This window comes from Planktotalea sp., assembly GCF_049680325.1.
Lineage (GTDB): Bacteria > Pseudomonadota > Alphaproteobacteria > Rhodobacterales > Rhodobacteraceae > Planktotalea.
In genome coordinates, this window is sequence record NZ_JBAUHO010000166.1 from 1 (window position 1) to 22,468 (window position 22,468).

Here is a 22,468-nt window from a genome sequence, read left to right on the forward strand (position 1 = left end):
GTTCATACGCCGCGCCGTCGGCGTTGTCCAAGCTGCGTGATGGCGCATAGACCACTCGCTCAGATGTCCGCGCAGCTTTTCCAGCACAGCTTCGGATTTTGGGTCGCGGCCAATATCAAGCAATTCGTTCGGATCGCTTTGCAAATCGAACAAGACAGGTGGTACATCCGCATTGGAAAATACACCCTTATAGCGCCCGTCAAAGACCATCACCAAACGGCATTGATCCACGGGCAGCCCTAATTGGGTGCGCGTTCCGGTTTCCGCAAAATCAATTTCACTGATCGCGTAGGCGCGCACCGGCACTGGCGCATCCTCGCGCCAATAGCGCATCAGCGAATGCCCCTCGAGCACATCATGATTAGGCACCCCGCCCGCATATTCCACAAAGCTGGGCAACAAATCTATCGTCTCGACAAGATCATTGCACACCCTCCCGCGCGTAGCATCGGCATCGGCACTAGGATCTCGCACAATAAGTGGCACTTTGGCGGAAACGTCATGGAAAAATTCTTTATCCGCAAGCCAGTGATCGCCAAGGTAATCCCCATGATCCGAGGTGAACACGATCAACGTCTCGTCCCACTGCCCCGTCTCTTTGAGCGCCTCATAAACACGGCCCAGCTGATCGTCGATCTGTTTAATCAGACCCATATAGGCTGGGATCGCTTTTTCGCGCATCTTGTCCCTTGAAAAAAAGCCCGAAGCCCGCTTGGACTGGAGCGCCTTTAGCAGCGGCCCTGCCTCTGTGCGCTCTGCCTCGCTGCGAATAGGCGAAGGCACGTCATCGGGTCCAAACATGCTCGCATAAGGCTCTGGCACGATATAGGGCCAATGCGGCTTGATGTAACTCAGATGCAAACACCAGCTTTCGCCTGCATTCTGCTTGATAAACTCGATCCCGCGCGTCGTCGTGTAGGGCGTTTCGCTATCTTCTTCAGCGACGCGCGCAGGCAAATCATTGTTCTCGATGAACCACCCCGTCTTGATCTCACCATCCTCGCCCTGCGCAGAATTGGCCCAGTCGTGCCATGGATTTGCACCCTCATACCCCTTTGCGTTGAGATATTCGAAGTAATGGCTCGGGCGCTTCTTGCCCTGCGCGGGATAGACCCCGTCAAGGCGATCCCAAAGTTCAAACCCGCACTCGCCAATACGCCGACCTGCCGCGCTCTGTGGATCTATGCCCAAACGCTCCATACCCTCAATGTCGGCAACCATATGTGTCTTGCCGCACAGAGCGGTGCGCATACCCAAAGGATTCAAATGATCGCCGATATTATGCTCGCCCACGCGCAGCGGTGACGAATTCCAGTACGATCCATGACTGCGCGGATAACGCCCTGTATAAACCGACATGCGGCACGGCCCGCACAGGGGCGCTGGAACATAGGCGTTGGTAAAGCGCACGCCTTGCTGCGCCAGCAAATCGATATTTGGCGTCTGCAAGCGTGTGTTTCCATAACAGCTCAGGTAATCATAACGCAGCTGATCGCACATGATGAATAGGATGTTCTTTGCCATTATGTGCGATCCCTTGCGCGCCAGCCCCTCATTAATCATAGAGTTGCGCGTTTCGCAGCAAGGTGCAATATCCAGCGCAAGCACCGCACCCCAAGGGGATGTTATTTACTGCAAAACACCCTATGTCTTTCACAAGAAAATTGCTTGGGTAACCTACTAAGGCGCATTCAATGGCTGGCACTCTGACCTTTCCCGTTCAAGGCCTCAATTGTGCCTCTTGCGCTGTGCGCGCTGAAACCGCGTTGAACACGGTCAGCGGCATTACCGCCGCGCGTGTGAACTTTGCGACGGGGCTTGCCGAAATTGACACCAGCGCCCCGATTGTGGCCAGCGCCCTCGTAGACGCATTGGAAAAGGCGGGCAAACCTGCGGTGCCGCAGAGCACTGAATTACGCATTGACGGGATGAGCTGCGCATCATGCGTAAACCGCATTGAAACCGACCTGTTAAAAGTTGATGGCGTGCTTTCCGCAGAGGTCAATCTCGCCGCAGGCACGGCGCATATTACCGCCCTTGGCACCCACGCAAGCGCGCTGATTGAAGCGGTGCAACAAAGCGGCAAAAACGCACGGCTTGAGAACGAAGACAGCGCAGAAAGTCCGGACGATATCCATGACGGCGCAGCAAACAGCATGCGGCGCGCCTTTATCCTATCGGCCCTTTTGACCTTGCCTGTCTTTATTCTGGAAATGGGTGGTCATGCCGTCCCCGCATTCCACCACCTGATCGCACGGACCATCGGCATGCAAACCAGTTGGGCGATACAATTTGCCCTGACCTTGCTTGTTATCCTTGGCCCCGGCCGCGCGCTATGGCGCTCGGGCCTGCGCGCGCTCGCGCGTTGGCAACCCGATATGAACGCGCTTGTCGTGCTCGGCTCCGGCGCTGCCTTTAGCTACTCAACGCTCGCGCTTTTTGCCCCCTCAATGCTGCCCGAAACTGCACGCGCTGTTTATTTCGAGGCTGCGGCAATGATAATTACCCTCATCCTCGCCGGGCGCTGGATGGAAGCCCGCGCCAAAGGGCGCACAGGCAGCGCCATTGCGCGGCTCGTTGCCCTGCGCCCTGCAATGGCCGAAGTCGAGCGCGATGGAAAACGCACAGAATTGCCCATTGAGCAAATCGTTCTTGGCGACGTCATCCACATTCGCCCCGGCGAGCGGATCGCGGTGGATGGCATAGTCCTTGGCGGCGATAGCTGGGTCGATGAAAGCATGCTGACAGGTGAACCCGTGCCTGTTCAGAAAACCAAGGGCACGCAGGTTACGGGTGGCACTGTGAATGGCACGGGTGCCCTCTCGTTTCAGGCCAAAGCGATTGGCGCGGACACCACGCTAAGCCAGATTATCAAGATGGTGCAACACGCCCAAAATGCGCGGCTGCCCGTCCAAGATCTGGTGAACAAAATCACCGCTTGGTTTGTCCCGGGCGTTTTGGCGATTGCCTTTCTGACGGTTGTGATCTGGTTGGCGATTGGCCCCGAACCATCGCTGACCCATGCGCTTGTCGCGGGCGTTGCGGTTTTGATTATCGCCTGCCCCTGCGCGATGGGACTGGCGACGCCTACGTCTATTATGGTCGGCACAGGCCGCGCCGCTGATCTTGGGGTGCTCTTTGCCAAAGGCGCAGCCTTGCAAGAATTGCAGGACATCAAAATCGTTGCGTTTGACAAAACAGGAACGCTCACTTTGGGTCGTCCTACGTTAAAAAAGGGTCAAACATCGTCAGGTTTTAACGAAGACCGCGCACTTGCCCTTGCGGCCGCAGCCGAAGCCAACTCCGAGCATCCTATCGCGCGTTCCATCCTGCGTGCCGCGAAGGAAAAACCCATTGAAAGCCTTACCGCGCACCGCTTTGAAAGCATCACAGGCGGCGGAGTACGCGCGCAGGTTGATGGACATAACGTGCTAATCGGGAACCAGCGTTTGCTGAATAGTGAAGGCATAGACGTGCCCGCATCCAAGGTCGGCGGCACCGAAGTTTTGCTGGCCGTTGACGGCGCCTTTGCCGCGCGATTTGTGATCGATGACCCTGTAAAGCCCGATGCCGTGGCCAGTATTGCCGCCCTGAAACAACGCGGGATCGAACCTGTGATGATTACTGGCGACACAGCGGCAAGCGCGGCTGGCATCGCTGCACAGTTAGGGATAACGCGGATCATTTCAGACGTTTTGCCCGATGGAAAAGTGAACGAAATTATCAGCTTACAAAAGCACGGGCCCGTTGCCTTTGTCGGGGACGGGATCAATGATGCCCCCGCTTTGGCACAGGCCAACGTTGGCATTGCAATCGGCACTGGCACGGATGTCGCGATTGAGGCGGCGGATGTTGTCCTGCTTTCAGGCAATCCCATTGGCGTCGCAACAGCCTTTGCAATCAGCGCGGCCACGCTTCGCAATATACGTCAGAACCTGTTCTGGGCCTTCGGCTACAACGTGGCGCTTATCCCGGTTGCCGCGGGCGCACTTTATCCTGCGTTCGGGGTTTTGCTCTCCCCTGCTCTGGCGGCTGGTGCGATGGCGCTTTCAAGTGTGTTCGTCCTGATGAACGCGTTGCGATTGAATTTAACAACGGCATCAAAAAGCTGATCCTTTTCGACGCCTCTCAACCGGGCCCCGCTGCAATATCATCAAAGAAGGTTGCACAGGCGCGCCCTTTGGCCTTTGACGCATAAAGCGCCTGATCGGAGTTTTGCACAAGCGCATCCGCCCCGATATCCGAGTTGGTGTAGTGGAGCGCGATTCCGATGCTTGCGGAAATCCGGCACTCTGCCCCCTCAAACAGGATCGGAACTTCGATCCCTGCAATCAAACGCGCGGCGATATCGCTTAGCACCTCTTTAGAGGTTTCGCCGTCGATCAGGATCATGAACTCATCCCCGCCAACACGCGCGATGGTATCGCATTTGCGTGTCTCGGCGCGCATGACCTTGGCAACCTCTTGCAACACAAAATCGCCAGCGGCATGACCCTTTGTGTCATTGACGCTTTTGAAAAAGTCCAAATCAAGATGCATCAGGGCAAACCCGCGCCTGTCACTCGTGTGATGTTCCAGAATGCGGTCTGCAGCGCGTCTGTTCTGAAGGCCTGTCAACGTATCGGTCGCCGCCTGTTGCTCTGCCGCGAGCTTGGCCCCCTGCAAGCGCTGGTTCAATTTGCGCGAGGCCTCCATCGCCGCGGATTTCGCTTCAACCAAATACAGCATCTCAATCGCCAGATCCGTCGCCGCGAAATCGGAACTGGTCAGCCCATAATCCTGCACCCCCTCCACAACTGAAATGCCAAAAGACAGGTTCACCAATGCACCCTGCCCCTTTGGCAATCGTACGAGAACGCCCTTTAGCGCCGTATTGGGCGCATCCCGAAACTCCATGTGCAACTTGCTGCGTTCCAGGTTCATCAGCTCCGACATGGTGGCAATCGAACGCGGGCGATCAAGGCGAAACACCTCTAGAAACCGCTTTCCAACCAGATCCGATCCGGCGCGCATTTTTTGTAATGTCGGGGCCGCGTGAATGATATGACCGGTTTCAGTCAGACGCAGGTTCATCGGGCACAGGATATCCAGCGCCCCTTCCAATGCATCCCATTCAAGAACAGAGGGGCGCGAAAACTGGCGATCCACCTTCATGCGCGTGCGCCTAATTCAAACCGGTTTCCTTCGGCAAAGGCACTTTCAAGCAAGGCAATTGCAACCGTTTCAATATGTCCTTGCCGACCGCCATATTCCAACATGACCAGCGCGCCGTAATCATCTGCCATTGCGGTCAGTAGCCCGACCAGAACATGCCCGAAACCATCCACGTCGGTTCGCACGGTTAGGCTGAACTGGTTCGATGTATGTTCGCGCAGCTCCAGCTTGGGCAGGTGAAGATCAGCCACCGCAAGTCGTGCGCGGTCGCTCAGATCATCAAGGGAATAAAGGAAATCACTGAAATCAACGCCGCCAAAACGCAGCAGCCTTCGAACCGCTTGTTGCGAGGGCTGGGACACCAGATAGGTCCCCAGGTTTTGCAGCAAATCGGCCTTGTCAGCGGACAAGGTTTTGCAGGCGCAATCGATGACACGCGGCGTGATCGCATGATCGTAAACCATCATCGCTTCAAAATGAGGATCATCCAGATCAGCGGCGAGAGCGACCGCATCCCACGCCTTTGCGCCGTACGTATCAATGACGAACGCCTCTATCGCTTTGTTGACCAACCCATGCATGCGCAAACCTATTCGTGCCTTCGCAGCAGTTTTGCGCGCTCTATGTTAACAAAGCGATAACGAGGCTAGAATTCACACGATAAACTGCCTGAAAATCCGTAAAATTGTGCCCATCAGAAGTCGGTCGGCGCGCCCCCTTCGGACTTGCGCCGCGCAACGAAATCGGCCAGTTCTTCACGGATCGCGGCATCCATCGGCGGTTCTTCAAATTCTTCGATGATCTGCTTAAAGATGTTGTGCGCGCGTTCAGGCGTCCAGATCGCGCCAGCCGCTTCCCAACCCTCGTAGTTCTTCCAATCGCTTAGAAACGGCTGGTAGAACGCGGTCGTATAGCGGTCTTGCGTGTGCTGGATCCCAAAGAAATGCCCGTCATTCCCGACCGATTTGATCGCATCTAGCGCAATGTCATCCGGGGTCGTCGCATAGGTCGCAGGCTCCATATAGCGTTGAATTTGCTGGAGAACCTCACAATCCATAATGAATTTCTCCGGGCTGGCAATCAATCCGCCCTCTAGCCAACCAGCCGCGTGATAGACCATATTCGTACCCGATTGCACAGCGGCCCAAAGGCTGTTGGATGTCTCCCACATCGCCTGCCCGTCAGGCACGTTTGCCGCACAAACGCCAGAAGAGCGCATCGGTAAATCATAAAACCGCGCCATCTGGCCAGTCATCTGCGTGGCGCGCATATATTCAGGTGTGCCAAATGCAGGCGCACCGCTTTTCATATCCACGTTCGATGTGAACGTACCAATCACACAAGGACAGCCCGGATTGATAATCTGCGCCAGAACTACAGCGCAAAGTGCTTCGGCCAATGACTGCGCCACAGCCCCCGCCATCGTCACCGGGGCCATCGCCCCAGCGAGCGTAAAGGGCGTCACAACAAGCCCTTGCCCGCGACGCGCCAGACGCATCCAGCCGTCCATCATCGGGAAGTCATGCTTAAGCGGTGATGTGGAGTTGATATTCGTATACATGCGCGGTTTGGCGTCGAATTCTTCGTGACTTAGCCCGCCCGCAATACGCACCATTTCCATCACATCTTCGACGCGCTCTTTACCAAGGCTATAGGCGTGCATGACTTTGTCAGACAGGGTTAGCTTGTCGTAAAGAACGTCCAGATGGCGCACAGACGCATGCACGTCCACAGGTTCGACAGGATAGCCGCCTGCGAAGTGGATGCAGTTGAAATATTGCGTCAATTTCAGAAGATTACGGCACATTTCCCGGTTTCCGGGCACTTTTTTGCCAAGCTCCATATCCCAATAATTGGGCGGTGAGGACACGTTGCCAAAGAGAATGGTCTTACCGCCGATCGTGATCTTGCGATCAGGGTTGCGCGGGGTGATGTCGAACTGGCTCGGGGCGAGCGCAATCTTTTCCATAACAAAATCGCGGCCCATTCGCACGATTTCGCCGTCAATGTCGCATCCCCCGCTGGCACGTAATATCTCAAGCGCTTCCGGGTTGAGAAATGCAATGCCGATCTCTTCCAGGATACGCATCGCACCATCGTGAATCGCCGCAATGCCATCTTCATCCAATGGCTCGGTCGGGCGATCCACATTTTGCGGCATGCGCCATGGGCTTTGCTCGATCGCCGCCGATCCGCGCCGCGTTGCGGCCCCGGCCCGTCCGCCGCCCCTGCGTCTGCGTGTGTCCGATGATCCAGCCATGACGATCTCCTCGTGTTGTCCAGATCATAAAACGATTGCTGGATCACGCTTGTGATCCCGACTGCGACATATCCTGTCGTAAACAGCTATTTGCGCTCGGACATTTCGTTCAACCACGCCGGCAATTGCCCGATATCACTTAAAACCGCATCCGAAAGGGGTGCAAGTTCCGCTGCCTTTGCAACGCCGGTCAAAACCCCAACCGCAGCCATTCCAGCTGCGCGTGCCGCTTGCAGATCATGGGTACTGTCGCCCAGCATGACCGTATGAAACGGATCAACGTGAACATGTTTGCAAAACGCCAGCAAGGGTTCGGGATCAGGCTTTGCACCAAATCCACTATCGCTGCCGCAGACGAAATCGAAATGGTCTCGCACGCCTGCTTTGCCCAGATGGGCGTCGGCAACCGCCTCGGCGTCGTTGGTCATAACGCCCAGCTTAAACCCCGCGTCACGCAGATTTTGCAAGAACGGCGCAAGTTCAACAACAGGCTGCAAAGGCGCATTCTTTGTACTCGCGACGATTTCCTGCTCGACGCTGGCCAGGTCACTGCGCCCGAGAACACGGGCAATCACTTGAGCAACTTCACGGCTCGTGCCCGCGATCACAAAAGAGCTGGGCAAAAACGCCTGTTTTTCCAAGTCGAAAGCAAGGGCCTGCGCCATATTGCGCAGCAAAACGTCATCACCTTCACAAATCTGGACCAAAAGGTCGGCAGCCCAGCGATCCCAAGTCGCGCGAAAATCGAAAAGCGTGCCGTCCTTGTCAAACAGAACCGCTTTGAAAACCGCTGAAACGCCGCTCATGTCCAGCTGACCTCTGCACCACCCGGCATAGCCTGCCGTGCTTCGCCCACGCGCTCATAGGGCACGCGCAAGTCATCGCAGCATGCGATAACCCAGGCATCATCCATCATGAGAAACTCGAGAACCGAAAGCAGGAAAACCGGATCTGCCATGCGTGTGCGCATATCGGATTCGCTGGCACCGCTGGCCCCAAGGAACAAAGGCAGGATTTCTTCCTGCCCTGCAAGCCAGCCTAATACATGAATGCTGAAAACCTCAGCGGCCTCGCGCGACAATGCCATTGCCATGCCCCCCAAATTCAGAAAAAGGCCAGACAGGCGGCCGACACGAAAAACCTTAACAAGTTTTGCACGTCAGTCGGGTAATTTCCAGAGCACTTTAGCGCTCTTTTTTGGATCGACGCTCTTTCTTGTGCTCTAACCAGCCTTCAAGGCGTTCCGCATAGGCCATGCGATCTTCACGGCTCATGGCACTGATCCGCTCGATCGCCATTTCGCGGCCGAGCTTTTGCACATTGCCAGCGCGGGCAAGCTGGCCTTCCATGATTTCGCTGGCGCTTGCGGCGTCAAACGTGTCCGCACGAACCAGCGCAACGAAACGCGCATAATCAGCCTTGTTTGCTTTAATCGCACTGCTGCGATCTGGCAGACGCGCCCGCATGGATTGGCGCATGTCGCGCTTGGTTTCACGGTCAAACGCACCAACATAAGGCGCGGAAATTTCCCGAAGACCGGGAGGCGTGCCATGCGAGCGCGGCCCCTTTGCAATCGCGCCGACAACCGCGCCAAGCACCAAGAGGTTCAGCGCAAGTGACACGCCGAGCAAAATGCGGAAACGGCGGCGCGGCTTTGCCGGAACGCTGCCATCACCGGCTTGGGTCTGTTTTGGATCGCTCATCGCGCCTTATCCTTCGTACTGTGTGAAATCAAAACCGTCGCCATACTCAAGCGCCTCGCTCAGGATCGAACTATCGCCGATCGCAGCGCTGAAAGGCGCAATCAGGTTTTGCGGCGGGCTAACACCGATATAGATCCCCGTCACCGCTGCGCTTGCAAGCCCTGCAAATGCCGGCCAGCCACCAATCGCCTCGCCGAGCCCAGCGAACAGCCCCAGAAGAGCGTTTCGGTCCTTAGCGGGCGCAGAGATTACCCCGCGCGAAGCGGGCTGCATCGCATCAGCATCGCTCATCACCCGCGCAAGGAAATCCACAGACGGCTCTGGCGGCGCTTGTTTTGCCTGCGCAAGCAACTGGTCGAGATCATTTTCATGGCTCATCGCACGTCTCCTTCAAATCCCAGGGCTGCTTTCTGCCCTGCTAATATCTGTGACAAAGCGCGCTTACCGCGCGAGGTCAGGCTCTCTACCGCTTCCACGCTGATCTCCATCACTTCGGCGATCTCCGGGTTCGGCATTTCTTCAATGTGGCGCAGAACAACTGCCTGCCTTTGTCGCTCTGGCAACTGCATCAACGCGTTTTGTAGCGCATCATTGCGCGCATTGTCCTGCATCACATCAGCCGCGCTCGGGCTTGGATCAACCGGCTCGTCAATCGCATCAAGTGATGTGCCACGGCGCTGGCGCAACCGATCCGTACACAGATTGGCGGTGACGCGATAAAGCCAGGTGGTAACCTTGGCTTCACCCGTGCGCCACTCAGGTGCGATCTTCCAGATGCGCATCATAGCCTCTTGGGCGACATCTTCGGCCTCTGCGGCTATGCCAAGCATCCGAAACGCCTGCGCATAGGCACGCGGAGCAAGGCGCAGCGTCAACTCGCGCGCGGCTGCTTTATCGCCATTGGCATAAAGCAGAAGCAACGCATCATCGCTAAGGTCTGTACTTTGATCCAAGGGCATATTCATCCGCGTCTTTTACGTAGCCTCAACAGCGCCGTCGAGGGGGGCCCTATCGCGCAAGGCGCGCGCTAGGGCTGTTCATTACTCAAGCTTAGTTGTCACCGCGCTTGTGCATACGCTTGCCATGGCCGCGACCATGATCCTTCATTTGCGCAAACTCTTCTTCCGAAACGGTGCCATTGCCATCCGCATCAATGCGCTCGAACATTTTCGCACCGCGGCCTTCTTTGCCCGCCTTGCTCATTTCTTCAAAGCTGACCATGCCATCGCCGTCCGTGTCATGACGCTCGATCATCTTGCCTGCACGTCGCTCTGCCCGTTTCTGATCGCCCTGCGCCATTTCCTCGGCGCTCAGCTTGCCATCCTTGTTCGCGTCCTGCTCGTCAAACCGCACACGTGCATGTGCTTCCAGCTCTGCGCGGGTCAGCTCGCCGTTGCCATCTGCATCCAGCATGCTGAAGGAAGGGCGCTCATGGCGCATTTTTCCGCCTGCTTTGCCCGCGCCATCGCCAGAAGAGGCCTGCGCTGCAAAACCAGTCGCGATCACCAAGCCTGTAAGAACCATCCGTGTCGTCATAGTTGAAAAACGTGTCATGTAACTACTCCATCTAAGCGGCCATTTTCGGCCATATCTGGCAGGTGTTTCTTGCCTGCTGTGGTAGGTCAAACGCACGGCCACGAAACTTCCGTCGCAGATTTTTGAATCTTTTTTGAAATCGCCCTTACGCGACATCCCGACGCAATACCCGATTATGCCCTATGAAAATCGCGCCGTACTCATCAGTACTAGGGGCAATCACGTGACCCAGTTGCCCAAGGTAAATACGAATGCTGCCAGATACAGACATTAAAGCAGGCACAGACGCTGCTGCACTCAACGCCCCGACACAGGTCCCTACCAAAGAGCGGCCTTTGTGGCCTGCGCTTGCACGTGGCTGGCGGCGCAAATGCCCGCGCTGCGGCAATGGCCCCTTGATGCGCAGCTATCTCAAAATGCGCGAAAGCTGCACAGTGTGCCGTCAGGATTTCCGCCCTGCGCGTGCAGATGATGGTCCCGCCTATCTGACCATCCTGATCGTAGGTCACTTGATGGCCCCGACTTTGCACATCGCCTTTGTGACGTTCCGCCCTGAACCCTTGATCCTTTTCACGGTGTTCGCTGTGGGCTGCGTTGCGCTCTCGCTTTATCTGTTGCCGCGCTTGAAGGGGGCAATTGTCGCCTTTCAGTGGGCACGCGAGATGTTTGGTTTCGCCACGTCGCAAAGCGACCCCCTTGATGAGTGCCCCGCCACATGATTGGTTAGGCCTGAGCAGACGATCTGCACAGGAGCACACCGCATGACCCAAGCCGAGCCCATCGACAAAACCGCGATCCGCCATGCGAGCACGGTCATTGCCCTGCGCGACCGTTTCACTAAACCGCAGGTATTGATGGGGCAGCGCGGCGCAAAAGCCGCCTTCATGCCGAACAAATTCGTCTTTCCCGGCGGCGCGCTTGATGCAGGGGACGCGGAAATTCCCTTGGTCGGCGCAATCAATCAAAATTGCCGCGAACACTTGCTGCGCAAAACCGATGCTGATCGCGCCCACGCGCTTGGCGTCACCGCCATTCGCGAACTTTGGGAAGAAACCGGCCTGATCCTTGGCAAACCCGGTGTTTGGGAAGACCCGATACCACAAGACTGGCAGGATTTCGCAGCAACAGGCCATCTGCCCGATGCCTCGGCGCTACAATTTGTCTTTCGCGCAATCACCCCTCCGGGTCGCCCGCGCCGCTTTGATGCGCGCTTCTTCCTGATTGATGCCGATACGTTGCAAGGCAATATCGACGATTTCTCTGCTGCTTCCGACGAACTCTCACATCTGCAATGGATCGCACTTGAAGACGTGCGCAAGTTCGATCTGCCCTTTATCACCGAAGTGGTCCTCGCAGAAATCTCTGGCCGCGCAGGTGATCCAGCCCCGCCCCCAAGCGTGCCGATGTTTCTGAACACCGAAGAACAAAGCCTGTTCCTACGCCTCGGCGGCAACTCCCCGCTGGATCAAAGCGCGCAGGGCTAATCGCTTCTCTGGTCCTGAAATACCGCGGGGGAGGCTCGTCCTTGACGAGAGGGGGGCAGCGCCCCCACTCCTAACGCGTTACCAAGATCAGCATTAGAACGCTCACGGAAAGCAGCGCAATTCCTGCCCCCTCGCGCAGGCTAAGCTTTTCTTTGAATACCAGCACCGACACGAGCAAAGAGAAAATCAACTCCACTTGCCCCAAGGCGTTCACATAAGCCGCCGTTTGCAAGGTAAAGGCCACGAACCAGCCCAGACTTCCCGAAACGCTCGTCAGTCCGATCAACACCGCTTTCCTGCGCGCGCCCCAAACTGCCGCGATCTGGCCCGGCTCGCGCCAGCGTAGCCAAATCGCCATGGCAAAGAACTGCATCATCGTGACCGCAGATAACGTCACCGCAGCGCGCAGGAACGGCGCATCGGCAGCCACCTCCAGCGTCGCGGCGCGGTAGGTCACCCCCGAAATAGCAAACAAAAGCCCCGATCCCAGCCCGAGCGCCGCAGCGCGGGTAAAGATGCGTTCGGACCATGATCCAACAGCATCAGGCGTATTGGACAGCATCAAAACCCCGGACAGGCCGATAAGAATGGCGATGAACCCCAGTGTTGAAACGCCCTCGCCCAGGATCGCGATGCCCACAAGAACCGAAAGCATAACTTCGGTTTTCTTGAAGGTTATGCCAACCGCAAAGTTGCGCGCGCGAAACAGTGCAACGACGCAAACAGTGGCCAGTATCTGCGCCAATCCCCCTGCTGCGCCCATGATCCAGAACCGCGCGCCGAACTCAGGCAGGGGCGCGCCGTTCATCACAAACCAAAGGGAAACGGCGACAAACAATAGCGGCGCGGAATAGGCAAAACGCGCAAACGTAGCGCCCGCAGTGCTAAGCGCACCCATGCTAAGCTGCTTTTGCAGCATAAAGCGCAACGTCTGAAAGACCGTTGCGGCAATCGTGGCAAGTATCCAAAGCTCCATGCAGCGCGCTATGGCGGATCAGCCATCCTTTGACCAGAGCGGATGCGGCACAGGATCTTTTGCCTTAAAGAAATACGCGCGAAATATCTGCGCGTAAGAGCGATACTGATACCCCTCGTTCACCGCCAGAAATCGCGCTTTGCCGCTTTGGTAAAGCGCAGGCAAATCATACCAGGCCACTTGCGGATGCATGTGATGCACTGAATGGAAATTATTGTTCAAAAACAAAAAGGCCAACACTCCGCGATCTTCAATCACCACCGTGCGAGCGCGCGATTTTTCATGGGCGCGATGCTCCAGAAACGTGCGGATCTTGAGGACAGACAGCCCGATATAAACCGAAGCGAAATAGGCCCAAAGCGGCATATTCGAAACCTGAACGATCCAGATCACCGGCAGCGCCGCCGCAGGCACATGCCATAACCAGGACATCAAAACCCTGCGATCCCCCGCACGCACAAGCGCCCAGTCAGCCTTCATAAACGCCACCTGCCCAAGCGCGGGCCCAACCAGCATGCGCCCGGCAAGCGTATTGTTGAATCTAAGAAGCGCTTTCATCGGCCTGCCTAGTGCGTGCCAAACCTTTGGATCAAGGAAATTGGTTTCAGGATCATCATAAGGATCGGTAAGAATGCTATCCTCGTGATGCGCCAAATGCGTATCGCGAAACCGCATGTAAGGAATTGCAAAACTGAGTGCGGGGAACACCAATGCCGCATTCAAATGACGGTTCTTGAAGGGATGCCCGTGCAGCACTTCATGGCTGAGCGAGGAATGCAGCGCGATTGCTAGAACAGCCCCGAATATCCCAAAACCGATCCCAAACGCGCAGAGCCACAGCGTCGCAACGCCAAAAAGACCATAACAGGCAATCAGAACCGCCCAAGTGGGCCACTCAAAGCGGCGCGTGTCAGACATGGCGCCCCCAAGTGATCTTGTCCCAGATACGCTCGTACAGAAAATAGGTAACCATTCCGATACCGCTGTTGATTAACGCCATCTTGCCACCTGTTTCCAGCGAACCCGTCATGACATATCCCACAACAACCATCACAAGCAGGCCGAGAAGTGTCCAAAGCACCGCTTTGATAAGCGCGCGGGTTTTGCTTTGATGAATGTTCTTTGACATATCCAAGGGTTAAACGACGACGCGCATGCCGAACATTCGGAATATGATTAACAAATCTCCCTATATGTGATAATTATCACCATATGAGTGATATTATCGACAAACGTCAGCGCGCGAACCTGTTTCGCACCCGTCTTAACCAAGCCATGCAAGCCAGCGGCTTGTCGCAGACGGCTTTGGCCAAACACATCGGTGTTGATCGCTCCACGGTGTCTCAATTGCTTAGCGGTGACGGCGCGCGCCTGCCCAACGCGCATGTTGTCGGTGCATGTGCCTCCGCGCTCAAAGTCTCTGCTGATTGGCTGCTGGCCCTGTCCGAGCGCCCGGAAAGCGCAGCAGACTTGCTGGCCACTTCGCTTAGCATCTCCCAAGCGCCCCGCGCGCTGGTCGACGAACAGATTTTCGCATGGCATCAAGAAGCCAAGGGTTACAAGATCCGCCATGTCCCCGCGACATTGCCCGACATGCTCAAGACAAAAGAGATGCTGCAATGGGAATACGCCCCGCATCTTGGCCGTACAAGCGAACAGGCGATCGGGGCCAGTCAGGACCGACTTGACTGGATGCAAAATTCGCAATCGGATTATGAAATTGCTTTTCCGACCTGTGAGTTACACAGTTTTCTCACTGCTAGCGGCTATTACGAAGGTCTGCCTATCGAGGTGCGCCGTGCGCAAACACAGCGCTTTTTGGACATCCACGAACGGCTCTACCCGCGCCTGCGCATCTATATGTTTGATGCCCACCGTTTGTATTCTTCGCCGGTGACAGTATTCGGCCCGCTGCTGGCCTCCGTCTATCTCGGGCAATATTACGTCACCTTTCGCGACACCGAGCGCGTCAATGCCTTTTCCGAACATTTCGACACACTTGTCCGCGAGGCAGATATCTCTGCGCGCGATTTTGGCAGCTACCTACGCGAGACTGCGCGCAAGATCGGGCTTTAGCCGGCCTGATACACTGCTGAAACCTCGGCGCGAATAATCCGCGCGATCTGGGCGCAATCCTCCAGACTGAATGTCAACGGCAGGCGCATATCCACAATGCTGCGCAAGATCACATCGCTCGCTGGCATGGGTTCTGAGGGGGCATAGCGCCAACTGTCATAGCGCGAGGTAAAGCCGACAGGCTCTGCCCCGCCAAACCATTTCAATTCAACCCCGCGTGCAGCGCAGCGTGCAAGGACATCGTTCACCGCATCGATGCTCCAGCCTTCCAACAGGAACTGTATGGATGAGCCGACAAAGCTTTCTTTGGGCGCACGTGCTATCACGCTCAGCCCCGGCGTATCGCCAAGCCCTTGTTCCACAACGCGATAACGCTCGTTCCAGCGTTCAACCTGCGTCGATAGATCCGCCAGCTGCGGGCGCAAAATCGCGGCACGCAGATGATCCATGCGCCCGGAGATATTGGGGGTTTCGTACTTGATTTGGGCATAGGTTTCGACAGGAGGCCCCGCCAGATGCCGCTCGAACAGCATGTAACTGCCCGACAGCATAATCGCGCGGGCCATCAATTCGTCATCATCAGACACCAGCAAACCGCCCTCGCCCGAGTTCACGTGCTTGTAGGTCTGACATGAATAACAGCCCATAACGCCATGACGCCCCGATGGCGTATCGCCCCACTTTGCCCCCATCGTATGGGCGCAATCCTCGATCACGGTTATCCCGGCCGCATCGCAAATCGCCATAAGGCGGTCCATATCACAGATATGCCCGCGCATATGGCTCAGCAGCAGAACGCGGCCTTGGTCTGCTTTGGCCTCCAGATCATCAAGATCAATCGTCAGATCACGGGTCACGCCAACGAACACAGGCACTGCACCAAGCGCGGCAATGGCACCGGGTACAGGTGCCAGCGTAAAAGCATTGCAAAGAACCTTGTCCCCCGGCTTTACCCCGACCGCGCGCATGGCTGTTCCCATCGCATAACCGCCCGAGGCCACAGCAAGGCAGTATTTCGAGCCGACCAACGCGGCGAACTCCTGCTCCAGCAGCGCGGTTTCGCCGTGCTCACCCGCCGCCACATTGTAGCGGTGCAAACGGCCCGAACGCAGAACCTTCATCGCAGCCTCTATTCCTGCTTCTGGAATAGGCTCTTGCTGGGTGAAATTTCCTGTAAAACGTTCATTCATGTCACGTTCCTAACAATCTGACGGCCAAAGCAGGCAGTTCATCATAATGGTGAAGCAGCGCATCCGGCTCCAATGCGCGAACTTCCGCTTGCCCTTTGGAGGAGCCGGGACCGAAGGTGACCAACACACTTGGCACCCCGGCAGCGCGCGCAGTGCTATGATCCGTGATCGTATCACCGATCAGACACGCACGTGTTTGATTGCCGCCCGCACGGCGCACTGCCTCGAAAAACGGTTCAGGGTCAGGTTTGCGTACAGGCAATGTATCAGCCCCGATAAGCGAGCCAAAAACATCGCGCACACCCAGTTCACGCAGCAGGATTTCGGCAAGATATTCAGGTTTATTCGTGCAAATACCAACAGCGAACCCATCGCTGCGCAAGTGTTCAACCGCCTCGATTGCACGCGGATAAAGCACTGTATGTTCGGCTATCGCGCTTTCATAGGCATCCAGAAGGATGGGAAATTGCGCGTCAATCACTGCAGGATCACCCACCTGCCCTGTTTCACGCTCAAGTCCTGCATTCAACATCGCACGTGCGCCGCGCACCGCCGTGCCAGCGTCCTGTTCCGGGTTAAGGCGAACAGACATCCCCATCCCTTCAAAACAGACATTGGCCGCTGCCAGCAGATCACCGCTTGTGTCCGCTAGCGTACCATCCAGATCGAAAATAACTGTGCGCATCCTGTCTCCCAACGGTCTGTACGCGCCCGTATGAACGATGCACTTGTTACACACCGCAATCTAAGGTGAACACGCATGACTTGCGGCCTCTCGGGGATTAGGTAGAACGGCCCTTAATAAATTGCAAAGAGTATTCCCCAATATGAGCATTGCTCTGATTATCCTTGCCGCTGGCAAAGGCACCCGCATGAATTCCGACCTGCCAAAGGTCTTGCACCACGTCGCGGGTGCGCCTTTGCTTGTTCACGCTATGAAAAGCGCAGCGGAACTGGAGCCGGAAAAGACAATCGTCGTCGCGGGCCATGGCGCTGAACAAGTCAGCGCTGCCGCAACCGCCTTTGACGAAAACGCACACGTCGTATTGCAAACCGAACAGCTTGGCACTGCACATGCCGTTGCGCAGGCCAAAGAGGCGCTGAGCGACTTCAACGGCGATGCGATCGTCCTTTATGGTGACACCCCCTTCATCAGCCCTGAAACGCTTGTTCGGATGATCGAAGCGCGCAAGAAATATGCCGTTGTTGTTTTGGGATTTGAAGCCAATGATCCGGGCCGCTACGGGCGTCTTGTTATGGCAGGCGACAGCCTCTCGAAGATCGTGGAATTCAAGGATGCATCAGATAAAGAACGCGCCATAACCCTCTGCAATAGCGGCGTTATCTGCGCAGACGCTTCTGTGTTGTTCGATTTGATCGACGCCGTTGGCAACGACAACGCGTCTGGCGAATACTACCTCACTGATATCGTCGAGATCGCGCAGGCAAAAGGCCTAAGCGCGACCTCTGTCACCTGCGATGAAAGCGAAACGCTTGGTGTGAATTCGCGTGTACAGCTTGCCGAATCAGACGCCATATTCCAAGCCAAAGCGCGTCTTGCCCTTATGGAATCTGGCGTGACCCTAAGCGCGCCCGACACGGTCTACCTGTCCCATGACACCTATATCGGACCTGATACAATCGTTGAACCAAACGTGGTGTTCGGCCCAGAGGTCACGGTCGAAAACGGCGCACATATCCGCGCATTCAGCCATCTTGAGGGCTGTCATGTCAGTCGCGGTGCCGTTGTTGGCCCCTATGCGCGGCTTCGCCCGGGCACCGAACTGGCTGAATTCACCCGCGTCGGCAACTTTGTCGAGATCAAAAACGCAGTTATTGATGAGGGTGCCAAGGTCAATCACCTTAGTTACATCGGAGATGCCCATGTTGGCGCGCGCGCGAACATCGGTGCAGGCACCATCACCTGCAACTATGACGGCGTGATGAAGCATCAAACCGAAATCGGTGCCGATAGCTTCATCGGTTCCAACACATTGCTTGTCGCGCCTGTCAGCGTCGGTGCAAATGCCATGACAGCCAGCGGCACAGTGGTCACAAAGAACGTCCCGGACGAGGCCCTGGCCATCGCAAGATCAAAGCAAGAAAACAAACCTGGCCTCGCGGTCAAATTGTTCGATATGTTAAAGAAAAAGAAAGCTTCCAAAGCGAAAGGAGCTGAATAATGTGCGGAATTATAGGGGTACTCGGCCAACATGAAGTTGCGCCAACGCTCGTAGAAGCGCTGCGTCGGCTCGAATATCGCGGCTATGACAGCGCCGGTATCGCCACTGTAAACAACGGTGTTTTGGATCGCCGCCGCGCGGTTGGAAAACTGGTGAACCTGTCCGATCTGCTGGTGCATAATCCGCTGGCCGGGAAGTCCGGCATCGGGCACACCCGCTGGGCCACCCACGGCGCGCCCACAACCGACAACGCACACCCGCATCAGGCTGGTCCTGTCGCGGTTGTTCACAATGGTATCATCGAAAACTTCCGCGAGTTGCGTGAAGAGCTTGCCGGTCACGGCATTGATTTCGTGACCGAAACCGACACCGAAACTGTCGCCCTCCTGACCCAGCATTACATGAACACGGGCCTTGGCCCTAAAGAAGCAGCTGAAAAAACCATTTCCCGTTTGGAAGGTGCTTTTGCATTGGCGTTTCTTTTCCACGGAGAAGACGATCTGATAATTGCCGCGCGCAAGGGCTCTCCCCTCGCAATCGGGCACGGTGCGGATGAAATGTATATCGGTTCGGACGCCATCGCATTGGCGCCATTAACCAATCGCATCACATACTTGGAAGAAGGCGATCGCGCGGTTCTAACCCGCAAAAGCTTGCATATATGGGATTCTGAGGGCCATCAGGTTGGCCGCGACATGCGAGTGGTCGAGATTGATACAGCCAAGGTCGATAAGGCCGGGTTTGACCATTACATGGCCAAGGAAATTGCAGAACAGCCCGCCGTTGTTGGCGCGGCGGTTAGCAACTATCTGCCCGCAGCGGGCGATGACATTGTTTTGCCGGGCGGCAATATCGATTTCTCCAAGATCGAACGCTTGACAATGGTTGCTTGCGGCACCGCGTTTTATGCCTGCCTGACCGCGAAATACTGGTTCGAAAAACTGGCGCGCATTCCTGTAGAGGTCGATGTTGCCTCTGAATTCCGCTACCGCGAGCCCCCCATTCCCGCGCAAACCGCAGCGCTTTTTGTCAGCCAATCCGGCGAAACCGCGGACACTTTGGCGGCCCTGCGCTACTGTTCAGGGAAGGCCGACAAGATCCTTTCCGTCACCAATGTCGCCGAAAGCTCGATCGCCCGCGAGAGCGATCAGACCTACCCGATTTTCGCAGGCGTCGAAATTGGCGTTGCTTCGACCAAGGCCTTCACATGCCAGCTTACCGTCCTGCTGTCTCTGGCCTTAAAGGCGGCGCGTGATCGCGGCACCATGACCGACGACGAATTGCGCGAAGCCGCCAAAGCCATGCGCGCGTTGCCTGGCCTGCTGAACGTCGCGATCGAGCAATCAGACGCAATCCAGCAACATGCGCGCAAACTGGCAGAAGCCCGCGACATCCTGTTTCTGGGTCGCGGATTGATGTTCCCACTTGCCCACGAAGGTGCGCTTAAATTAAAAGAAATCAGCTATATACATGCCGAAGCTTATGCATCAGGTGAACTTAAGCATGGCCCCATTGCGCTGATCGACAAAAAGGTCCCCGTGGTGGTTTTGGCACCATCAGACGAACTTTACGACAAGTCGATTTCCAATATGCAGGAAGTCATGGCGCGCTCTGGTCGCGTGCTGCTGATCTCTGACCGCAAAGGCCTGGATCACGCTGGCGACGTTTGGGGACAGATCATGATGCCCGAATGCCATCCGCTGATTAGCCCGATGATCTATTCGATCCCTGCTCAGCTTCTTGCCTATCACACTGCGGTTGCCAAAGGCACCGATGTGGACCAACCCCGCAACCTTGCAAAGTCTGTGACGGTCGAATGACATTAGACGAGGCCCTTGAAGCCCTACGTGAACGCGTTCAGGCGGGCCGCGCCGAAGGCATGGCAAAGTATCACAAGATACCGCGCGAATACCTTGGCATCGCCAATCCTGATCTGAATGATCTAACCAAGGACTGGCGCAGCACCCTGGACGTGGACACGCGCGTGCGCCTAGCGGGCGAGCTATGGCAGACAGATATCTATGAGGCCCGCCTTGCCGCTGCCAAACTGCTGACCCAAGCGCGGATCAAGCCGGACGATGCAGCTTGGGAGCTCATAAAAAGCTGGACCCCAGATTTTGACAGCTGGGCCATTGCCGATCATGCCTGCATGGCGGGGCAAAAGCGCCTTGTTGCGGACCCTACCCGATTGGACGAAATCGAGCCATGGACCACCTCAGATCACATGTGGACGCGCCGCGCGGCGCTGGTGATAACGCTACCCTGGACCAAGCAGAACAATCCCAAGCCCGCCGAAATCGAAGCCCGTGAACGGATTCTTGGCTGGCTCGCAAGCTATGCAAGCGATCACAAATGGTTCATTCAAAAGGGCATTGCGTGGTGGCTGCGCGAACTCAGCAAACACGACGCAGCGCGCGTGCGCAGTTTTCTGGCCGAGCATGGCGAGACATTGAAGCCTTTCGCGCGCAAAGAAGCCGCCCGCCAACTGCCCCCTGAAGCAGCTTAGCCGCCTGAGAATACTTCAACTTCTGGTAATTCAGTGAGCGGCGCTTCGATAATCCGGAACGCCGCCAGCGACAGCCGACTGCCTGCTGTGTCAGCGCCTTCAATCGGGAAAAGGTCAACCTGCACTGATTTGCCTGTTCCGGGATAGACTACGCGTCCCTTGCCCTGCTCGCTAACCAAGGGCGTTTTGATCCAGAAACCTGCCTGCGTTGGATCGCCCAGCGATGCGACGGTCAGTCCAAGGCGTTTTTCCCCGCCCTCCACAGGAATAGCCGCAGCTGCCGCGCGTTCTTCTGCCGTAGTCACATCGAATTGCTCTACCGTTTTTGCAGCCTTTGGCACAACACGCCCAAGACCTGCGGGGCGCAGCTTTGGGCGAACCTGCTCTGAACCCGCGATCACGTCTTCAGGCGGCGCAACCGCGCCTTGCGGGGCTTGCGCACATGCGCCAAGTCCAAGCAGCGCTGCGGTGATGATGAAACGTCTCATAAAGGCATCAATAAACCCTCCTTCGCAGAACGCAATATCGTGTTCTGTTACGGGCCATCGCCCCTTGCAGCACGCCCGCGCACAGACTAGCTTCTGCCTATGACAGCCCCATTGATCGATCCATTTGCCCGCGCAATCACCTATCTTCGCGTCTCTGTGACGGATCGATGCGATTTTCGCTGCGTCTATTGCATGAGCGAAAATATGCAGTTTCTTCCTAAGAAAGAGTTACTCACCCTCGAAGAACTGGATCGCATGTGCAGCACTTTCGTCGGTTTGGGCGTCAAAAAACTGCGCATAACGGGTGGTGAGCCACTTGTGCGCCGCGATATCATGACCTTTTTCCAAAGCATGAGCCGTCATCTCGATAGCGGCGCTTTGGAGGAATTAACGCTTACGAGCAATGGCAGCCAACTCGCACGCTTTGCACAGCCGCTTTATGATGCAGGCGTGCGCCGCGTGAACATCTCGCTCGACACATTGGACGAAGAAAAATTCGCGCGCGTCACCCGCTGGGGCCGCTTGGCACAGGTTTTGAAAGGCGTTGATGCTGCGCAAGCTGCTGGCCTTAAAGTGAAAATCAACGCTGTTGCGCTAAAGGGCTTCAACGAGGACGAGCTGATCTCGATGACGCAGTGGTGCGCCGCGCGTGATATTGCCCTGACATGGATTGAAGTCATGCCCATGGGCGATCTTGGAAATGAGGACCGCGTCGGGCAGTATTGGTCGCTCAACGATCTGCGCCGCCAACTGGCCGAGCATTACACGCTAAGCGAACTTAGCGAACGCACGGGTGGCCCTGCCCGCTATGTGCGCTTGGAAGAAACGGGTCAGAAAATCGGCTTTATCACGCCGCTAACCCATAACTTCTGCGAAAGCTGCAATCGCGTGCGATTGACCTGCACGGGCGAA

24 protein-coding genes are annotated in these 22,468 nt (G+C 56.4%); 8 read left to right on the plus strand and 16 right to left on the minus strand.

The window, feature by feature from the left end; all coding sequences use genetic code 11:
- Nucleotides 1–1,524 (minus strand): sulfatase-like hydrolase/transferase (locus WBC85_RS07535; RefSeq protein ID WP_424434723.1); only part of this gene is annotated, 1,524 nt, incomplete at its 3' end.
- Nucleotides 1,525–1,694: 170 nt separating this feature from the next.
- Here WBC85_RS07535 and WBC85_RS07540 point away from each other — a divergent pair.
- Nucleotides 1,695–4,112, plus strand: a complete 2,418-nt coding sequence (locus tag WBC85_RS07540; RefSeq protein ID WP_424434726.1) for a heavy metal translocating P-type ATPase — start codon at nt 1,695–1,697, stop codon at nt 4,110–4,112.
- A gap of 16 nt (nt 4,113–4,128) precedes the next feature.
- On the opposite strand, the gene WBC85_RS07545 is transcribed toward WBC85_RS07540, so the two are convergent.
- From WBC85_RS07545 to WBC85_RS07585, 9 genes are all read right to left on the minus strand, one after another.
- A complete protein-coding gene (locus WBC85_RS07545; RefSeq protein ID WP_424434729.1) occupies nt 4,129–5,154 on the minus strand; it encodes a diguanylate cyclase domain-containing protein in 1,026 nt (341 codons plus the stop codon).
- Entirely contained in the window at nt 5,151–5,735 is a 585-nt protein-coding gene (locus WBC85_RS07550) for a heme NO-binding domain-containing protein (RefSeq protein ID WP_424434732.1), read from the minus strand. Before WBC85_RS07550 ends, WBC85_RS07545 begins: the two co-directional genes overlap by 4 nt.
- Before the next feature lie 113 nt (nt 5,736–5,848).
- Complete coding sequence (locus WBC85_RS07555; RefSeq protein WP_424434735.1) at nt 5,849–7,414, minus strand: trimethylamine methyltransferase family protein; 1,566 nt, start codon at nt 7,412–7,414, stop codon at nt 5,849–5,851.
- 86 nt (nt 7,415–7,500) lie between these two features.
- A complete protein-coding gene (locus tag WBC85_RS07560; protein WP_424434738.1) occupies nt 7,501–8,220 on the minus strand; it encodes an HAD family hydrolase in 720 nt (239 codons plus the stop codon).
- Nucleotides 8,217–8,501, minus strand: a complete 285-nt coding sequence (locus WBC85_RS07565) for a DUF3572 domain-containing protein (protein ID WP_424434741.1) — start codon at nt 8,499–8,501, stop codon at nt 8,217–8,219. The genes WBC85_RS07560 and WBC85_RS07565 overlap by 4 nt, the downstream gene beginning before the upstream one ends.
- A 97-nt stretch (nt 8,502–8,598) precedes the next feature.
- Nucleotides 8,599–9,117 (minus strand): periplasmic heavy metal sensor, encoded by a 519-nt coding sequence (locus WBC85_RS07570; RefSeq protein WP_424434744.1) that lies wholly within the window; start codon nt 9,115–9,117, stop codon nt 8,599–8,601.
- A 6-nt stretch (nt 9,118–9,123) separates the two neighbouring features.
- On the minus strand, nt 9,124–9,495 hold the full coding sequence (locus WBC85_RS07575) for a hypothetical protein (RefSeq protein WP_424434747.1): 372 nt from the start codon (nt 9,493–9,495) through the stop codon (nt 9,124–9,126).
- On the minus strand, nt 9,492–10,082 hold the full coding sequence (locus WBC85_RS07580) for an RNA polymerase sigma factor (protein WP_424434750.1): 591 nt from the start codon (nt 10,080–10,082) through the stop codon (nt 9,492–9,494). Before WBC85_RS07580 ends, WBC85_RS07575 begins: the two co-directional genes overlap by 4 nt.
- A gap of 85 nt (nt 10,083–10,167) precedes the next feature.
- On the minus strand, nt 10,168–10,671 hold the full coding sequence (locus WBC85_RS07585) for an EF-hand domain-containing protein (RefSeq protein ID WP_424434753.1): 504 nt from the start codon (nt 10,669–10,671) through the stop codon (nt 10,168–10,170).
- Between the two features lie 233 nt (nt 10,672–10,904).
- Here WBC85_RS07585 and WBC85_RS07590 point away from each other — a divergent pair, with 233 nt between their 5' ends.
- Both WBC85_RS07590 and WBC85_RS07595 read left to right on the plus strand, forming a co-directional pair.
- Complete coding sequence (locus tag WBC85_RS07590) at nt 10,905–11,372, plus strand: DUF983 domain-containing protein (RefSeq protein WP_424434756.1); 468 nt, start codon at nt 10,905–10,907, stop codon at nt 11,370–11,372.
- A 42-nt stretch (nt 11,373–11,414) separates the two neighbouring features.
- On the plus strand, nt 11,415–12,137 hold the full coding sequence (locus WBC85_RS07595) for an NUDIX hydrolase (protein WP_424434759.1): 723 nt from the start codon (nt 11,415–11,417) through the stop codon (nt 12,135–12,137).
- Between the two features lie 70 nt (nt 12,138–12,207).
- Here the strand turns inward: WBC85_RS07595 and WBC85_RS07600 are convergent, their stop codons facing one another.
- The 3 genes from WBC85_RS07600 to WBC85_RS07610 are packed head-to-tail and all read right to left on the minus strand — an operon-like array spanning nt 12,208 to nt 14,242.
- Nucleotides 12,208–13,113 (minus strand): EamA/RhaT family transporter, encoded by a 906-nt coding sequence (locus tag WBC85_RS07600; RefSeq protein WP_424434762.1) that lies wholly within the window; start codon nt 13,111–13,113, stop codon nt 12,208–12,210.
- 18 nt (nt 13,114–13,131) lie between these two features.
- A complete protein-coding gene (locus tag WBC85_RS07605; protein WP_424434765.1) occupies nt 13,132–14,031 on the minus strand; it encodes a fatty acid desaturase in 900 nt (299 codons plus the stop codon).
- The gene (locus WBC85_RS07610) at nt 14,024–14,242 is read right to left on the minus strand and encodes a DUF2061 domain-containing protein (protein ID WP_424434768.1); all 219 of its coding nucleotides are present in this window, start codon (nt 14,240–14,242) and stop codon (nt 14,024–14,026) included. The genes WBC85_RS07605 and WBC85_RS07610 overlap by 8 nt, the downstream gene beginning before the upstream one ends.
- A gap of 83 nt (nt 14,243–14,325) precedes the next feature.
- Here WBC85_RS07610 and WBC85_RS07615 point away from each other — a divergent pair, with 83 nt between their 5' ends.
- The gene (locus tag WBC85_RS07615; RefSeq protein WP_424434771.1) at nt 14,326–15,189 is read left to right on the plus strand and encodes a helix-turn-helix domain-containing protein; all 864 of its coding nucleotides are present in this window, start codon (nt 14,326–14,328) and stop codon (nt 15,187–15,189) included.
- Here WBC85_RS07615 and WBC85_RS07620 read toward each other — a convergent pair.
- Together WBC85_RS07620 and WBC85_RS07625 are read right to left on the minus strand one after the other, a co-directional pair.
- On the minus strand, nt 15,186–16,379 hold the full coding sequence (locus tag WBC85_RS07620; protein WP_424434774.1) for a DegT/DnrJ/EryC1/StrS family aminotransferase: 1,194 nt from the start codon (nt 16,377–16,379) through the stop codon (nt 15,186–15,188). The two genes, WBC85_RS07615 and WBC85_RS07620, sit on opposite strands and share 4 nt — an antisense overlap.
- Before the next feature lies 1 nt (nt 16,380).
- Nucleotides 16,381–17,064, minus strand: a complete 684-nt coding sequence (locus tag WBC85_RS07625) for an HAD-IA family hydrolase (protein WP_424434777.1) — start codon at nt 17,062–17,064, stop codon at nt 16,381–16,383.
- Between the two features lie 142 nt (nt 17,065–17,206).
- Between WBC85_RS07625 and glmU the strand changes: the two genes are divergently transcribed.
- Genes glmU through WBC85_RS07640 form a run of 3 tightly spaced genes read left to right on the plus strand, consistent with a single transcriptional unit; the run spans nt 17,207 to nt 21,068 of the window.
- On the plus strand, nt 17,207–18,562 hold the full coding sequence (gene glmU / locus WBC85_RS07630) for a bifunctional UDP-N-acetylglucosamine diphosphorylase/glucosamine-1-phosphate N-acetyltransferase GlmU (protein ID WP_424434780.1): 1,356 nt from the start codon (nt 17,207–17,209) through the stop codon (nt 18,560–18,562).
- Nucleotides 18,562–20,382 (plus strand): glutamine--fructose-6-phosphate transaminase (isomerizing), encoded by a 1,821-nt coding sequence (gene glmS, locus WBC85_RS07635; protein ID WP_424434783.1) that lies wholly within the window; start codon nt 18,562–18,564, stop codon nt 20,380–20,382. Before glmU ends, glmS begins: the two co-directional genes overlap by 1 nt.
- Complete coding sequence (locus WBC85_RS07640; protein WP_424434786.1) at nt 20,379–21,068, plus strand: DNA alkylation repair protein; 690 nt, start codon at nt 20,379–20,381, stop codon at nt 21,066–21,068. The genes glmS and WBC85_RS07640 overlap by 4 nt, the downstream gene beginning before the upstream one ends.
- Here WBC85_RS07640 and WBC85_RS07645 read toward each other — a convergent pair.
- A complete protein-coding gene (locus WBC85_RS07645; RefSeq protein WP_424434789.1) occupies nt 21,065–21,556 on the minus strand; it encodes a hypothetical protein in 492 nt (163 codons plus the stop codon). The two genes, WBC85_RS07640 and WBC85_RS07645, sit on opposite strands and share 4 nt — an antisense overlap.
- A gap of 99 nt (nt 21,557–21,655) precedes the next feature.
- Here WBC85_RS07645 and moaA point away from each other — a divergent pair.
- On the plus strand, nt 21,656–22,468 hold an 813-nt coding region (gene moaA, locus WBC85_RS07650), incomplete at its 3' end, for a GTP 3',8-cyclase MoaA (protein ID WP_424434792.1).

What these genes read in the sequence shown, in the direction of transcription:
- WBC85_RS07540 (WP_424434726.1), top strand. Translation starts at nt 1,695, where the DNA reads ATGGCTGGCACTCTGACCTTTCCCGTTCAAGGCCTCAATTGTGCCTCT.
- WBC85_RS07545 (WP_424434729.1), bottom strand. Translation starts at nt 5,154, where the DNA reads ATGAAGGTGGATCGCCAGTTTTCGCGCCCCTCTGTTCTTGAATGGGAT.
- WBC85_RS07550 (WP_424434732.1), bottom strand. Translation starts at nt 5,735, where the DNA reads ATGCATGGGTTGGTCAACAAAGCGATAGAGGCGTTCGTCATTGATACG.
- WBC85_RS07555 (WP_424434735.1), bottom strand. Translation starts at nt 7,414, where the DNA reads ATGGCTGGATCATCGGACACACGCAGACGCAGGGGCGGCGGACGGGCC.
- WBC85_RS07560 (WP_424434738.1), bottom strand. Translation starts at nt 8,220, where the DNA reads ATGAGCGGCGTTTCAGCGGTTTTCAAAGCGGTTCTGTTTGACAAGGAC.
- WBC85_RS07565 (WP_424434741.1), bottom strand. Translation starts at nt 8,501, where the DNA reads ATGGCATTGTCGCGCGAGGCCGCTGAGGTTTTCAGCATTCATGTATTA.
- WBC85_RS07570 (WP_424434744.1), bottom strand. Translation starts at nt 9,117, where the DNA reads ATGAGCGATCCAAAACAGACCCAAGCCGGTGATGGCAGCGTTCCGGCA.
- WBC85_RS07575 (WP_424434747.1), bottom strand. Translation starts at nt 9,495, where the DNA reads ATGAGCCATGAAAATGATCTCGACCAGTTGCTTGCGCAGGCAAAACAA.
- WBC85_RS07580 (WP_424434750.1), bottom strand. Translation starts at nt 10,082, where the DNA reads ATGAATATGCCCTTGGATCAAAGTACAGACCTTAGCGATGATGCGTTG.
- WBC85_RS07585 (WP_424434753.1), bottom strand. Translation starts at nt 10,671, where the DNA reads ATGACACGTTTTTCAACTATGACGACACGGATGGTTCTTACAGGCTTG.
- WBC85_RS07590 (WP_424434756.1), top strand. Translation starts at nt 10,905, where the DNA reads ATGCTGCCAGATACAGACATTAAAGCAGGCACAGACGCTGCTGCACTC.
- WBC85_RS07595 (WP_424434759.1), top strand. Translation starts at nt 11,415, where the DNA reads ATGACCCAAGCCGAGCCCATCGACAAAACCGCGATCCGCCATGCGAGC.
- WBC85_RS07600 (WP_424434762.1), bottom strand. Translation starts at nt 13,113, where the DNA reads ATGGAGCTTTGGATACTTGCCACGATTGCCGCAACGGTCTTTCAGACG.
- WBC85_RS07605 (WP_424434765.1), bottom strand. Translation starts at nt 14,031, where the DNA reads ATGTCTGACACGCGCCGCTTTGAGTGGCCCACTTGGGCGGTTCTGATT.
- WBC85_RS07610 (WP_424434768.1), bottom strand. Translation starts at nt 14,242, where the DNA reads ATGTCAAAGAACATTCATCAAAGCAAAACCCGCGCGCTTATCAAAGCG.
- WBC85_RS07615 (WP_424434771.1), top strand. Translation starts at nt 14,326, where the DNA reads ATGAGTGATATTATCGACAAACGTCAGCGCGCGAACCTGTTTCGCACC.
- WBC85_RS07620 (WP_424434774.1), bottom strand. Translation starts at nt 16,379, where the DNA reads ATGAATGAACGTTTTACAGGAAATTTCACCCAGCAAGAGCCTATTCCA.
- WBC85_RS07625 (WP_424434777.1), bottom strand. Translation starts at nt 17,064, where the DNA reads ATGCGCACAGTTATTTTCGATCTGGATGGTACGCTAGCGGACACAAGC.
- glmU (WP_424434780.1), top strand. Translation starts at nt 17,207, where the DNA reads ATGAGCATTGCTCTGATTATCCTTGCCGCTGGCAAAGGCACCCGCATG.
- glmS (WP_424434783.1), top strand. Translation starts at nt 18,562, where the DNA reads ATGTGCGGAATTATAGGGGTACTCGGCCAACATGAAGTTGCGCCAACG.
- WBC85_RS07640 (WP_424434786.1), top strand. Translation starts at nt 20,379, where the DNA reads ATGACATTAGACGAGGCCCTTGAAGCCCTACGTGAACGCGTTCAGGCG.
- WBC85_RS07645 (WP_424434789.1), bottom strand. Translation starts at nt 21,556, where the DNA reads ATGAGACGTTTCATCATCACCGCAGCGCTGCTTGGACTTGGCGCATGT.